Origin of the sequence: Tistrella mobilis (assembly GCF_041468085.1) — a bacterium.
Classification (GTDB): Bacteria; Pseudomonadota; Alphaproteobacteria; order Tistrellales; family Tistrellaceae; genus Tistrella; species Tistrella mobilis_A.
Genome location: NZ_CP121017.1, coordinates 3,677,215 through 3,689,888, shown reverse-complemented (window position 1 = coordinate 3,689,888; position 12,674 = coordinate 3,677,215). Strand labels below are relative to the sequence as shown.

11 protein-coding genes are annotated in these 12,674 nt (G+C 69.2%); 4 read left to right on the top strand and 7 right to left on the bottom strand.

What is annotated here, in order from left to right:
• The first annotated feature begins 113 nt into the window (after positions 1–113).
• The 4 genes from P7L68_RS22205 to P7L68_RS22190 all read left to right on the top strand — a co-directional run bounded on the left by P7L68_RS22205 (position 114) and on the right by P7L68_RS22190 (position 3,673).
• Positions 114–860 (top strand): ABC transporter substrate-binding protein, encoded by a 747-nt coding sequence (locus P7L68_RS22205; RefSeq protein WP_372001735.1) that lies wholly within the window; start codon positions 114–116, stop codon positions 858–860.
• 125 nt (positions 861–985) lie between these two features.
• Positions 986–1,642: an amino acid ABC transporter permease gene (locus P7L68_RS22200; protein WP_372001733.1), complete on the top strand. Its 657-nt coding sequence runs from the start codon at positions 986–988 to the stop codon at positions 1,640–1,642.
• Complete coding sequence (locus tag P7L68_RS22195; protein ID WP_372001731.1) at positions 1,639–2,370, top strand: amino acid ABC transporter ATP-binding protein; 732 nt, start codon at positions 1,639–1,641, stop codon at positions 2,368–2,370. Before P7L68_RS22200 ends, P7L68_RS22195 begins: the two co-directional genes overlap by 4 nt.
• A gap of 31 nt (positions 2,371–2,401) precedes the next feature.
• The gene (locus P7L68_RS22190) at positions 2,402–3,673 is read left to right on the top strand and encodes an NAD(P)/FAD-dependent oxidoreductase (RefSeq protein WP_372001729.1); all 1,272 of its coding nucleotides are present in this window, start codon (positions 2,402–2,404) and stop codon (positions 3,671–3,673) included.
• Here the strand turns inward: P7L68_RS22190 and P7L68_RS22185 are convergent, their stop codons facing one another.
• Genes P7L68_RS22185 through P7L68_RS22155 form a run of 7 tightly spaced genes read right to left on the bottom strand, consistent with a single transcriptional unit; the run spans position 3,674 to position 12,619 of the window.
• Positions 3,674–4,033: a bleomycin resistance protein gene (locus P7L68_RS22185; RefSeq protein WP_372001728.1), complete on the bottom strand. Its 360-nt coding sequence runs from the start codon at positions 4,031–4,033 to the stop codon at positions 3,674–3,676.
• A gap of 44 nt (positions 4,034–4,077) precedes the next feature.
• The gene (locus P7L68_RS22180) at positions 4,078–4,860 is read right to left on the bottom strand and encodes an ABC transporter ATP-binding protein (RefSeq protein ID WP_372001727.1); all 783 of its coding nucleotides are present in this window, start codon (positions 4,858–4,860) and stop codon (positions 4,078–4,080) included.
• A complete protein-coding gene (locus tag P7L68_RS22175) occupies positions 4,860–6,500 on the bottom strand; it encodes a cyclic peptide export ABC transporter (protein WP_372001726.1) in 1,641 nt (546 codons plus the stop codon). The genes P7L68_RS22180 and P7L68_RS22175 overlap by 1 nt, the downstream gene beginning before the upstream one ends.
• A complete protein-coding gene (locus P7L68_RS22170; RefSeq protein WP_372001724.1) occupies positions 6,497–7,255 on the bottom strand; it encodes a siderophore-interacting protein in 759 nt (252 codons plus the stop codon). The genes P7L68_RS22175 and P7L68_RS22170 overlap by 4 nt, the downstream gene beginning before the upstream one ends.
• A complete protein-coding gene (gene fhuB, locus P7L68_RS22165) occupies positions 7,252–9,231 on the bottom strand; it encodes a Fe(3+)-hydroxamate ABC transporter permease FhuB (protein ID WP_372001722.1) in 1,980 nt (659 codons plus the stop codon). The genes P7L68_RS22170 and fhuB overlap by 4 nt, the downstream gene beginning before the upstream one ends.
• On the bottom strand, positions 9,228–10,118 hold the full coding sequence (locus P7L68_RS22160) for an ABC transporter substrate-binding protein (RefSeq protein ID WP_372006923.1): 891 nt from the start codon (positions 10,116–10,118) through the stop codon (positions 9,228–9,230). The genes fhuB and P7L68_RS22160 overlap by 4 nt, the downstream gene beginning before the upstream one ends.
• 2 nt (positions 10,119–10,120) lie before the next feature.
• Positions 10,121–12,619 (bottom strand): TonB-dependent siderophore receptor, encoded by a 2,499-nt coding sequence (locus P7L68_RS22155; protein ID WP_372001720.1) that lies wholly within the window; start codon positions 12,617–12,619, stop codon positions 10,121–10,123.
• Positions 12,620–12,674: the final 55 nt, after the last annotated feature.

Below are 12,674 nucleotides of genomic sequence, written 5' to 3'. Positions count from 1 at the left end.
CGGGGGTCTGCGCCACCAGCACGGGACTGCCGGTGGCATGGGCGGTCGTCGGGGGGAGCCCGGCGCCGCGGCGCCCTGCGATGGTCGGCAGGACAACGAACAGGGGACATTTCATGAGGCTGAAGACGCTTGCCGCCGCGATCACGGCACTGGCCATCGGCGCGGTGGCGCCGGCTTTCGCGGCGGACACGGTGAAGGTGGGCGTGACCACGACGGGCGTGCCCTTCACCTTCGTCGACACGTCGAGCCAGCAGCCGACCGGCGCGATGGTCGATCTGGCCCAGGCGATCGGGGCCGAGGCGGGTCTTGCCACCGAATTCGAGGTGGTCGCCTTCTCGGCGCTGATCCCGTCGCTGACCACCGGCAAGATCGACCTGATCTCGGCCGGCATGCTCGCCACCGACAAGCGGCGCGAGGTCGTGGACTTCTCGGCCCCGGTCTACACCTATGGCGAGGCGATGTTCGTGCCGGCGGACGAGCCGGCGAACTACACGCTGGACGATCTGAAGGGCGCCACCATCGGCGCCCAGGTCGGCACCACCTTCGCCGATGCGCTCAACGCCCGCGGTACCTTCGGCGAGGTGAAACTCTATGACAGCATCGCCGACATCATGCGCGACGTGAAGCTGGGCCGGATCAAGGCCGGCTTCGGCGACAAACCGATCGTGGCCTATCAGATCGCCCAGAACCCCAAGATCGGCCTGCGCCTGGTCGAGGGTTATCAGCCGCTGAAGGCGGGCGATGTGGCGCTGGCGGTGTCGAAGGAGAACCCGGCCCTGCTGGAGAAGGTCAACGCCGCGATCGCGAAGCTGAAGGAGAGCGGCGAGCTTGCGAAGATCTTCGCAAAATACGGGCTGTAAGATCCCCGATTTGCGAAGATCTTCGCAAACGCGATCCGGGCGGGCATCGGGCGGCGGGACGGGGAGCCCGCCCGCCTGACGCCCCCCGCTCCGACAACCGGCTTACCACCACCCGGGGATCTTCGATGAGCGACTTCCTCACCCGATCCGCCGAATACATGCCGCTGCTGTTCGAAGGCATGTGGCGGACCGTGGCGGTGACCCTGCTGGCGCTGTGCCTCGCCACCCTGCTCGGTCTGGTCTGGGCGCTGCTGCGGACGTCGGGCGTTCAGGCCCTGGCGGTGCCGACCCGGATCCTGGTCGAGTTCGTGCGCGGCATCCCGATCCTGGTCATCCTGTTCTACATCTATTTCGTGATGCCCGAGATCGGCCTGGATCTCACCGCCTTTCAGGCCGGGGTGATCGGGCTGGCGCTGACCTATTCCTGCTATATCGGCGAGACCTTCCGCGCCGGTATCGAGGCGGTGGACAAGGGCCAGATCGAGGCTGCGAAATCGATCGGCATGCGCCGGCCGCTGATGATGCGCCGGGTGGTGCTGCCCCAGGCCTTCCGGATCGTGGTGCCGCCCTATGCCAACAACCTGGTCATGCTGCTGAAGGACAGTTCGCAGGTCTCGGTCATCTCGGTGGCGGAGCTGACCATGCAGGGCAAGATGCTGGCCTCGTCCACCTTCGACAACATGACGGTCTTCACCCTGGTGGCGCTGCTCTATCTGTGCCTGACCATCCCGTTGAACATGGTCATGCGCCGGGTCGAACTTCGGATGGGGAAGGCGCGATGATCCGCTTCCAGGACGTGCACAAATCCTATGGCAGCCACGAGGTGCTGAAAGGCATCGATGCCGAGGTGGGCAAAGGCCAGGTGGTCTGTCTGATCGGCCCCTCGGGCTCCGGCAAATCGACCCTGCTGCGCTGCGTGAACGGGCTGGAGACCTATCAGCGCGGCCGGATCACCATCGACGGCGCCCTGGTCGATGCCGATGGCCCGGCCATCCATGCGCTGCGCACCCGGGTGTCGATGGTTTTCCAGCGCTTCAACCTGTTTCCCCATCGCACGGCGCTGGAAAACGTGATGGAAGGCCCGATCCACGTGCTGCGGGAGCCTGCAACCGAGGTCCGCGCCCGCGCCGAGGCGCTGCTGGCGCGGGTGGGGCTGGCCGACAAGTTCCATGCCTATCCGGGCGCGCTGTCGGGCGGGCAGCAGCAGCGGGTGGCCATCGCCCGGTCGCTGGCCATGCGGCCCGACGCAATCCTGTTCGACGAACCGACCTCGGCGCTCGACCCCGAAATGGTCGGCGAGGTGCTGCAGGTGATGCGCTCTCTGGCCGATGAAGACATGACCATGCTGGTCGTGACCCACGAGATCCAGTTCGCCCGCGAGGTCGCCGACGCCGTGCTGTTCCTGGATGGCGGCCGGATCGTCGAACAGGGCCCGGCGGCCGAGGTGCTGCGCAATCCGCGCCACGAGCGCACGCAGGACTTCCTCCGCCGCGTCACCCACCCTGTTTAGGTTTAAGATCGTCATTCTCCGGGGGGCATCCATGCCATCCTTCTCTCCTGCCGCTTCCGTCTGGGCTGCCACTGCGGCGCCGGGGCCTGATCTGCCTGCCTTTACCGGCGAGCGACGGGCCGATGTCGCGATCGTGGGGGCCGGGTTCACCGGGCTGGTCGCGGCGCTGACCCTTGCCCGGGGCGGGGCTTCGGTGATCGTGGTCGATACGGTCGAACCCGGCTTCGGCGCCAGCGGCCGCAATGGCGGCCAGGTGATCCCGGGGCTGAAGGACGATCCGGATACGCTCGACCGGGTGTTCGGCGAGGCGACCACCGCCTTTGCCGGCGGCACCGCCGATCTGGTGTTCTCGCTGATCGACGAGCTTGGCATCGACTGCGATCCGGTGCGTGGCGGCTGGATCCAGGCCAGCGTGAAACATCTGCACCTGCCGCGGCTGGAAAGCCGCATGGCGCAGTGGCGGGCGCGCGGGGCCGCGGTCGACATGCTCGATGCCGCGGGCATGGCGGCTGCAACCGGCGGGCGGGGCTTCGTCGGCGGCTGGATCGATCGCCGCGGCGGCAGCGTGCATCCGCTCGCCTATGCCCGCGGCCTGGCCCGGGCGGCGCTAGAGGCCGGGGCGGAGATTTTCCGCGACGCCGAGGCGGTCTCGATCGCCAGAGGCACCGGCGGCTGGGTGCTGGGCTTCGCCGATGGCGGCCGGCTGACGGCGGGCCAGGTGGTGATCGCGACCAACGGCTATACCGGCCGGCTCTGGCCCGGGCTGAAGGCGACGGTGATCCCCGCCAACAGCATTCAGGTGGCGACGGCGCCGCTGCCCCAGGATCTGCTGGCCCGCATCCTGCCGGGGCGGCCGGTGGTTTCCGACAGCCGGCGGATCGCGAACTACTTCCGCATCGGCCCCGAGGGCCGGCTGATGATGGGCGGGCGCGGCGCCTTCCGCGAGCCGCGGGATGCCACCGACTATCGCCGGATCGAGGCGGCGCTCGCCGCCTTCTATCCCGAAGCCGCGCGCCTGCCGGTGGGTTTTCGCTGGGCCGGACGGGTGGCGATGACCCGCGATCACCTGCCGCATATCCACCAGCCGGCGGCGGGCGTGACCATGGCGCTCGGCTATAACGGCCGCGGCGTGGCGCTGGCGAGCGCCATGGGCCGGGCGATCGGCGTGCATCTGCTGGATGCCGCCAACCCGCTGCCGCTGGCGCTCTCGGCCATCAAGCCGATGCCGGTGCACGGCCTGCACCCGCTTTATGCCACCGCGATGATCGAGGCTTACCGGGTGCGGGACATGCTGGAGCGCTGATCAGCCACGCAGCTCGCGGGTCGAGCCGCCGAAGCGCAGCAGGTTGCCATGGGGATCATGGATGTGGAATTCGGTCATCCCCCAGGGCTTGTCCTCGATGGCGGACAGGCCCGGCACCCCGCGGGCGCTGAATTCGGCATGCAGGTCCAGGATCTCGCCGCCGCGGATATAGCAGGAGGTGTGTTCCGGATAGCGGCGGTCATCGGCCAGCCAGAAATGTATCTCCATCCGGTTGCGGCGGACGAGCAGATAGTCGCCGTGGCGCTCGGCAGAAAAGCCCAGCTGGTCCTGATAGAAGCTCTGGCTTTCGGCGATGTCGAGCGAGGCCAGGACGGGAATGCAGATCGCGGCGTCGGTCATCTTGCGTCCTCACGGGGATGAGCGGACATGATAGCGGCGTGCAGTCATGCCGCGAAGGCCCGGATCCTGCCTGCGGCCGATCGGGTGACCTCCATGTCGATGCCATAGATCGCCCGCAGCCGTTCCGGGGTCATGATCCGCGCGGGCGTGTCGTCGGCGATCACCCGGCCGGACTGGAGTGCTACGATCCGGTCGGCATGGTCGGCGGCCATGTTGACGTCGTGCAGCACCAGCACCGCGGCGAAACCGCGGGACCGGGCCAGATCGCGGATCAGCCCCAGCACCTCTGTCTGATGGGCGATGTCGAGCGCCGATGTCGGCTCGTCGAGCAGCCAGCAGCCTGCATCCTGGGCGATCATCATCGCCACCCAGACCCGCTGACGCTCGCCACCCGACAGCGTGTCAACCTGGCGATCGACGAAGCCACCGATGCCGGTAAGTGCGATGGCCTCGTCCACCGCCCGGCGATCGGCGGCGGAAAACCGACCAAGAGCGCCATGCCAGGGGAAGCGGCCGAGGGCAACCAGTTCGCGCACCAGCATGCCCGGGGCGGCCGGGGTCGCCTGCGGCAGCAGGGCCAGCCGTCGGGCGAGGTCGCGGGCCGGCCAGCGGCCGATCGGCCGGCCCGCGAAATGCACCTGTCCGGTGGTCGGTGTCGCCTGGCCCGAAAGGATGTCGAGCAGGGTGGATTTGCCGGATCCGTTATGGCCGATCAGCGCGGTCAGCCCGGTATCGGCCAGATCGAGGGTGATATCGGTCAGAATCGGCCGCCCGCCGGCGGTGATGCCGACCTCTTCCAGGGTGAAGCCGTCCGCCTTGGCGCCCATCACATCATCTCCTGCATGGCGGCGAGGTCGATCGTCTCCGTCACCTGGCCGTCCTTCATGCGGATGATCCGGTCGGCGGTGTCGAAATAGCGGTCGTCATGGGAGATCACGATCAGGGTCCGGCCCTCGGCCTTCAGCGCCGGCAGCAGCCGGGTGTGGAAGACATGACGGAAGCCCGGATCCTGATCGGCGGTCCATTCGTCGAACACCACCACCGGCCGGCGGTCGACCCAGGCATGGATCAGCGCCAGCCGCTTGCGCTGGCCGGTGGAGAGATCGGTGGTCGAGAACCGGCCGTCCGTGACCTCGACCCTGGTGCCGAGGCGCAGGCGGTCGAGATGGACGCGCAGCTCGTCGTCGCTGATCCCGGCACCGGGCATCACCTCGTCGAAGAGGTGATAATCGGTGAGGATGGCCGAGAACATCTGCCGGTAGCCGTCGCGCGTTGCATCGTCCACGGCCCGGCCGCCGACGATGATCCGGCCGGTATCCGGGCGATAGAGGCCGAGCAGCAGCTTGATCAGCGTGGTCTTACCCGAGCCGTTATCACCCACGATCATGGTGATCCGGCCGGGCGCGAAGCTGAGATCGAGCGGGCCCAGACGGAAGCCGGGGCCGTCTTCGGTGGCGGGAAAGGCGAAAGCGAGACCGTCGAGGCGGATGTCGGCCGGCACGGCCGGTATTGCGGCCGATGCGGTGGCACCTGGCTCGGCGGTGGCGAAGCGGCCCGACAGCTCGTCGATCCGGCGGAGCGCGATCTGCATGCGGGTGATCGCCGGCATCGAGGTCATGATCTGCTCCACCGGCCCGCGCAGGAACAGAAGCAGGATCAGGAAGCCCGAATAGACGGCGGGATCCTCGGCGCTGAAGGCGGCCCAGGCCAGCAGCACCCCGATCACCGCGAAGACCAGCGCCGAGCCCAGCGCATTGGCGATGACGAAGATCGCGATCGCCCGGCCGTTGATGCGGCGGATATCGGCGATGGTCGCCAGGATGTCGCGATGGATCTTTTCGCGCCGGGGCTTGTAGATCTTCAGTTCCTTGGCGCCGCCGGTGATGGTGGCATAGGCGGCATGCAGCCGGTCCTCGCCCTCTCGCGCGTCATCGAAGCCGCGCACCGCCCGGCGGCGGGCGCGGTACTGAAGCCAGCCGCCGGCGGCCAGCACCAGGATCACCGCGGCAGAGAGCGCGGGTGACAGCCAGATCAGATAGGCGAAGGCGCCGATCACGGTGATGGCCGAGATCGCGAGCGGGGCGGCGATGAAGGCCACGTCGCTGATCATGTCGACATCGTGGTTCAGCACCGGCAGGATCCGGTTGCGGCCCCAGCCTTCCAGCGCCGGCACCGGGGCGTCGATGATCCGCCGGGCAAGCCGGGCGCGCAGATCCGCCACCACTGCCTGGCCGGCGGCATTGGTGGCGAGATCAGAGGCGGCGCGGGCCGCGAAGGTGACGGCTGAGAGCACGAGGAAGCCGGCGACGAAGCCCGCCGGCAGCACGAAATCCCGGGCGATGGCGTCGTTCACCCGGTGGAGCAGCAGGATGGTCCCCGCCGCGGACAGGCCGCCCGCCAGGATGGCGAGGGCGAGGCGGCGCCAGTGACTGGCGACCAGGCTGGCAAACAGGCTTCCAGAGGTCATGAGCGGGTCTCGGATCGGCGCCAGTAGGGCACGCAGAGCTGACGGCTGCGCGGCAGGGCGGCGAGCCGGGGTTTGAGGGTCTGGAGCTGGTCGAATTCGCCCGCGATCCAGACGAAATCATCGGCACCGCCGAAGCCGGGCAGCAGGGGCCCGAGGGCGGCGGCCAGCGGATCGCGGACGCCATCGCGGCGGAAGATCCAGCTGACCGCAAGCCCCGGCGGGTGATCGAAGGGCAGGACGTCCTCGGGGCCGTCGACCTCGATCAGGGCGAGGCCGGTGGTATCGGCGCCGAGCCCTTCGGCGATGCGGGCGATGGCGGGCAGGGCGGTCTCGTCGCCGCCGAGCAGGTAGCGGCGTGCAGACGATACGCCGCGGCCGCAGGGGCCCGACATGCCGCAGGCGGCACCGGGCACGGCCCGGCGGGCGAAATCCGCCCCGGGGCCCGAGGCCTCGTGCAGGACGAAATCGACCTCCAGCCAGCCGGCCGACGGATCGATCCGGCGGATGGTGTAATAGCGCATGGCACCCGCCATGCCGCGGGCCGCCCCCAGCGGCCGGCCGTCGGGGCCGAGCATCGGGCGCGGCGGCGGACCGCCGGCCTCGTCCGGAAGCCAGAGCCGGACATGGAGATCGTCATCCGTCGCGAAGCGGGCGAGATCCGGACCTTCCAGCCTGAGGCGGCGCAGATGCGGCCCGGGATCGGTGATCGCGGTCACCCGGAGCAGGCGGTAACCGTCATCGGGGGTGTCGGTCATGAACGGCGTCCGATCAGCAGCAGCAGCACCGGCCCGCCGATCAGGGCGGCGAGCAGGCCTGCGGGGATCTGGTAGGGGAAGATGACCACCCGCCCGGCCCAGTCGGCGGCAAGCAGGATGAGCCCGCCGAAGAGGGCGGCACCGGCCAGCTGTTCCGCCGGCCGGACCAGCCCGCTCAGACGGGCGAAATGCGGCCCCATGATGCCGACGAAGGCGAGCGGGCCGACCAGGATGGTGGCGCTGGCGGACAGCAGCGCGACCAGGAGCAGCAGCGCGATATTGGCCCGGGCGACCGGCATGCCGAGCGTGCGGGCGAACCGGCCGCCCAGCGGCAGCAGTTGCAGCCAGCGCAGCATCAGGGGGGTGAAGGCCAGCGCCGCAAGGCCGAGGCCCAGTGCCAGCAGGGCTTCGGTCAGCGAGGTGGCATAGGTCGAGCCCGACAGCCAGGCGAGCAACTGGCCGAGGCGCGGGTCCTGAAAGGTCTGGAGCACCGCGACCACGAGGCCGGTGATCGAGCTCATGGCGATGCCGGCCAGCAGCAGGCGCAGCCCCGAAAAAGCCTGACGGCGGGTCAGCGCCAGGATCAGTCCCAGCATCAGGACGGCGCCCGCGGCCCCGCCGGCGATCTGCAGGGGGCGGGTGGGGCTTGCCGCCAGCAACATCACCGCGATGATGCCGAGCATGGCCCCCGAGGAAATGCCGAGCACTTCCGGGGCGGCGAGCGGGTTGCCGGTCATGCGCTGGAGGATGGTGCCGGCGATGGCCAGCGACAGCCCGCCCGCGAAGGCGGCGAGCGCCCGCGGCAGGCGGTAGGCGATGATCTCGTCGGCATGGCCGGCAACCGGCCCTGTGGCATCGCCGGTGATCAGCAGTGCGCCGGCAAAGACGATCAGGGTCAGGCCGGCGATCAGGGCGACCAGACGCCAGGGATGGGCGGCCCGGTGGACGGGCGCATGCCGGCGCAGCACCGGCGGCTCGGCCGCCGCCAGTCGGGGCAGCAGGATCAGCAGCAGCGGCGCACCCAGGATCGCGGTCATGGCGCCGGTCGGAAAGGCGCGATAGGTGGTGGGCAGAAGCAGCACCAGCTGATCGGTGATCAGCAGCAGCAGGGCGCCGATCACCGGGGCCGCCAGCAGCTGCGCGACCGGGCGCCGGGCGCCGGCCAGACGGGCGATTGCCGGGGCGGCGAGGCCGATGAAGCTGATGATACCGACCGCGGCCACGATCACCGCGGTCAGTGCCACGGCCGCCCCCATCGCTGCCAGTCGGAACCCGGCGACGTTCAGCCCCAGCCCGCGCGCGGCGCGGTCATCCAGCCCGAGCAGGGTGATCGGCCGGATCAGCAGCAGGGACAGCAGGGCCAGCGGCAGCACCCGGGCAAGCAGGGTCTGCGTGGTCTGCCAGTCGCCCTGATCCAGATAGCCGGCCCCCCAGAGGAACAGGCCGATCAGCAGATCATGGTTGAACAGCGTGACCACCGCTGCGGCCATGCCGCAGAACAGGCTGACGATCAGCCCGGCAAGCGTGACCGAAACGGGCGAGAGCCCGCGCGCGGCAGACAGCCCCAGCACCAGGCAGAAGGCGAGGGCGGCACCCAGCAGCGCCACGCCCTCGGACCCGATCCCGAAGGCCCAGGGCGCCTGAAGGGTGGCGATGGTCAGCGCCAGTTGCGCCCCGGCGGAAATGCCGAGGGTGGCGGGTTCCGCCAGCGGGTTGCGCAGCACGTATTGCAGCATCGCCCCGGCCAGCGCCAGCCCGCCGCCGGCCAGCAGCGCCACGCTCACCCGCGGCAGGAAGGCGTAATGGGCCAGAACCTGCACCGTGTCGGCGGGGTCGGGGGTGAGGAGCGCATCGGGCCAGAGCGCGGGGGGCACCAGGGCTGCAAGATTGGTTACGATCAGCAGCAGCGCCGCGATCGCAAAGCCGGCGATGGCGAGTGGAAGCAGGATCGGCGGCGGGCGGCGGGCGGCGGTCATGCGGCATGCTCCGCCTGCAGGGCATCGGTCAGCAGATGCAGGAAGCGCAGCGCCGCCGGGATGCCGCCATAGAACAGCACATCGGGCAGCAGGGCGATGCGCCCCGCCCGGATGGCGGGCAGGCTGGACAGCACCGGCTGGCGCATGGAAAGCGCCGCGCGCACCAGGGGGACATGGCCGATATTGATCAGCCGCGCCTCGGGCCGTGCCGCCAGCTGGTCGATGGTGACGGTCAGATGGCCGAAGGCCGATCCCGTGCCCGGCCAGGCATTGGCGATGCCCAGCCGGTCCAGCACCGCCTGGAACAGGCCGTCCGCCGTGAAGACCAGGCAGCGCCGGCCATCGATCAGGCTGATCACATAGGCCGGCCGCCGGTCGATATCCGGCAGGCGGGCCGCGCCATCGAAGGCGGCCTGCGCCCGGGCCAGATAGTCCTGCACTTGATCCTCCAGCCCGAGGGCACGGCCCAGATCATCGAGCGCCGCCATCCCGGCCGCGATCTGGTTGCGGCCGTCGAAGGCATGGGGCTGGAAGCGGTGGAGCGGCGCGATCCGGCGGAGCCGGGCCTCCAGCGGCGCCAGCTCACCATCGGTCAGGATCGCGTCGGGCCTGAGCCGCGCGATCCGTTCCAGATTGGGCTCGGCACGCAGGCCGATATCCTGCACCCCGGGCGCCAGCGCCGGCCCGACCACGATCCGGGCGTAGCGCGGCAGCTCTGGGGCGGCGACCGGCATCACCCCCAGCGCCGCCAGATTGGCGGCACTCACCCAGTCCAGCGCCACGATGCGCGGCGCCCCGGCCCCGGCAAAAGCCGGAACCGGGGCGGTCAGCGCGGTGGCGACGAGGCCGCCCAGCACCGTGCGGCGGCTTGGCGCACAGGGCGTCATGCTCACCACCGATAGGTCAGATTGCCCTTGATCGCCCGCCGCTTGCCGGCGATGACCGAGTTCGAATAGAAGCCGGGGGTGTAATATTCCTCGTCGGTCAGGTTGGTGCCGCTCACCCCCAGAGACAGGCCGGCAAGACCGGGATGGACCTCCGACAGGTCGTAGCTCGCCGAGGCATCGAACAGGGTGTAGCCGTCGATCTCGGCCTGGGTGCCCGTCCCCGTATCTACTGCGGTCAGCGAGCTGCCGACATAGCGCAGCCCCGCGCCGATGCGCAGCCCTGCCAGGGCGGCAGTCTGGAAGTCGTGGTTCACCCAGAGACCGGCGGTGTGATAGGGCACCGCCTGGGTGCGGGTGCCGACCAGGCGGGCGTTATTGTCCTTCGTGACCTCGGAATCGGTATAGGCATAGCTGGCGACCACGCTCCATCCGTCGCCGATATCTCCCTTGGCCTCCAGTTCGACACCACGGGCGCGCACTTCGCCCTGCTGGACCGAGAAGCCGAGATTCTCGGGATCGGTGGTCAGGACGTTCTGCTGGGTAAGCTCGAAGACCGACGCCGTGACCAGCAGGTTCAGACCCTGCGGCTGGTATTTGATGCCGGCTTCATACTGTTCGCCGGTGGTCGGCTCGAAGCTCTTGCCGGTGCTGTCGCGGCCAGCCAGCGGCTCGAACGAGGTGGAATAGGCGATATAGGGGGCGAGGCCGCTATCGAAGAGATAGGCCGCCCCGATCCGGCCGGTGAAGGCGTGGCTGCGCGCCTTGTCGACCGTGTCCGCGGCACCTGCGTATTCGTATTCCGAGCCCTCCGCCCAGTCCTGCCGGCCGTTCAGGGTCAGAACCCAGTTGTCGATCCGGATCTGATCCTGGGCATAGACGCCGATCTGCCGGATGATCGACTTGCTGTCGGTCCAGGGCGCACCGTATGCGAAGTCGAAATCATAGTCGGGGTTCAGGATGTCGATCCGGGCGGCGTTGGTCGAATTCGTCCGGGTTTCGCGGATGCGGGAATAGCCGTAATTGACGCCGACGGTCAGGTCATGGACAAGCGGTCCGGTTTCGACGGTCCCGTTGACATTGGCGTCGGCCACCAGCGTGTCCGAGGTCCGCGGCCGCTGCTGGACGCCGATGTTGACGTAATGACCGTCGACCACTGCGATCGGCCAATCCCAGATGAAGGCGCTGACATAGTCGAGTTCCGCATGGGTGTAGCGGAGGTTGTTGCGAAAGGTCCAGGTGTCGTCGATCTCCTGCTCGAAGGCGTAGCCGACGCTGCTCGACTCGACGTCCCAGTCCGTGAGGCCGGGGATACCCATGTAGAAGTCGCTCGGGATCTTGATACCGTTGGCATAAACGCTGTTGTCGAGCGGCAGGCTCTGTTCCGATCCGCCCTGGGTCCAGTTCTGGTACTGGGTGAGCAGAGTGAGCCGGGTGCCTTCGCGGCTGTCGAGGGTGAGGGCGGGGGCGATATAGACCGAATCATCCCTGGAGTGATCGATCTGGGTGTCGGCATCGCGCTTGAGCGCGGTCAGCCGGTAGAGGATGTGGCGATCCTCGTCCAGCGGCCCGCCCAGATCGATCGCGACCTGCTTGCGGTCGAAGCTGCCGTATTCGAGCCGGATTTCGCCAAAGGGATCCTCGGTCGGGCGCTTGCTGGTCATCGAGACCAGGCCGCCGGGGGCGGCATCGCCATAGAGCACCGAGGCGGGGCCGCGCAGCACGGCCACGCTTTCCAGCCCATAGGGCTCGACGAAGGAGTCATAGGGGTTGTAGCCGTTGCGCAGGCCGTCGCGATAGAAGTCGCGCTGGCTCTGGGCCCGGAAGCCGCGCAGATACATGAGCGGCATGCCCTGGCCGCCGGGGTAGTCGATGGCACGGATGCCGGGGGCATAGGCGATGGCATCGTTCAGGTCGGTGACGCCGCGATCGTCCATCTCCTGGCGGGTGACGATGCTGAGCGACTGCGGCACCTCGATCACCGGTGTGTCGGTCTTGGTTGCGAGCGAGCCGTTGTGGGCGACATAGCCGGTGGTGGCGACGGCCGGGTCGTTGCGACCACCCCGCCGCCCCGCCTCCACCATCAGCGGGTCGAGCACCGTCTCGCCGGCAGCGGCGCCGGCTTCGGCGAAGAGGGCGGCGGAGCCGGGGGCGCTGATCCGCACTGAAATTCCGCTTCCCGAAACCAGGCGACGCAGGGCCTCTTCGGCCGTCATGCTGCCCGAAACCGCAGCCGAGGTCTTGCCCGCCACCAGGGCCGAGGAATAGCTGATCTGCCAGCCCGAGGCGCCGATGAAGGCGTCGATCGCGGCGGCGAGCGGCTGGGCGGGGATCGCGAACGCCCGGGTCTCGGTCGCCGTGGCGGGTGCCGTCTGCTGCGCGCCGGCGCCGGCCGGCACCAGGACTGCACAACCGAGCATGCTGGTGGTCAGCAGCAGCCGGGTGAGACCGGCGACCCCGCGCCGTCGTGATGCCACAGGCGATGCCGCCATCCGGAGTGCCATGCCCAACCCTTTCTTCGTCTCTGGTCAGCGGCCCGGCGTTTCGTGTTGCGGGCCT

Excerpts from the sequence above, each read along its gene's own strand:
- fhuB (WP_372001722.1), bottom strand. The coding sequence starts at position 9,231 with ATGACCGCCGCCCGCCGCCCGCCGCCGATCCTGCTTCCACTCGCCATC.
- P7L68_RS22175 (WP_372001726.1), bottom strand. The coding sequence starts at position 6,500 with ATGACCTCTGGAAGCCTGTTTGCCAGCCTGGTCGCCAGTCACTGGCGC.
- P7L68_RS22155 (WP_372001720.1), bottom strand. The coding sequence starts at position 12,619 with ATGGCACTCCGGATGGCGGCATCGCCTGTGGCATCACGACGGCGCGGG.
- P7L68_RS22190 (WP_372001729.1), top strand. The coding sequence starts at position 2,402 with ATGCCATCCTTCTCTCCTGCCGCTTCCGTCTGGGCTGCCACTGCGGCG.
- P7L68_RS22200 (WP_372001733.1), top strand. The coding sequence starts at position 986 with ATGAGCGACTTCCTCACCCGATCCGCCGAATACATGCCGCTGCTGTTC.
- P7L68_RS22170 (WP_372001724.1), bottom strand. The coding sequence starts at position 7,255 with ATGACCGACACCCCCGATGACGGTTACCGCCTGCTCCGGGTGACCGCG.
- P7L68_RS22180 (WP_372001727.1), bottom strand. The coding sequence starts at position 4,860 with ATGGGCGCCAAGGCGGACGGCTTCACCCTGGAAGAGGTCGGCATCACC.
- P7L68_RS22160 (WP_372006923.1), bottom strand. The coding sequence starts at position 10,118 with ATGACGCCCTGTGCGCCAAGCCGCCGCACGGTGCTGGGCGGCCTCGTC.
- P7L68_RS22205 (WP_372001735.1), top strand. The coding sequence starts at position 114 with ATGAGGCTGAAGACGCTTGCCGCCGCGATCACGGCACTGGCCATCGGC.
- P7L68_RS22185 (WP_372001728.1), bottom strand. The coding sequence starts at position 4,033 with ATGACCGACGCCGCGATCTGCATTCCCGTCCTGGCCTCGCTCGACATC.
- P7L68_RS22195 (WP_372001731.1), top strand. The coding sequence starts at position 1,639 with ATGATCCGCTTCCAGGACGTGCACAAATCCTATGGCAGCCACGAGGTG.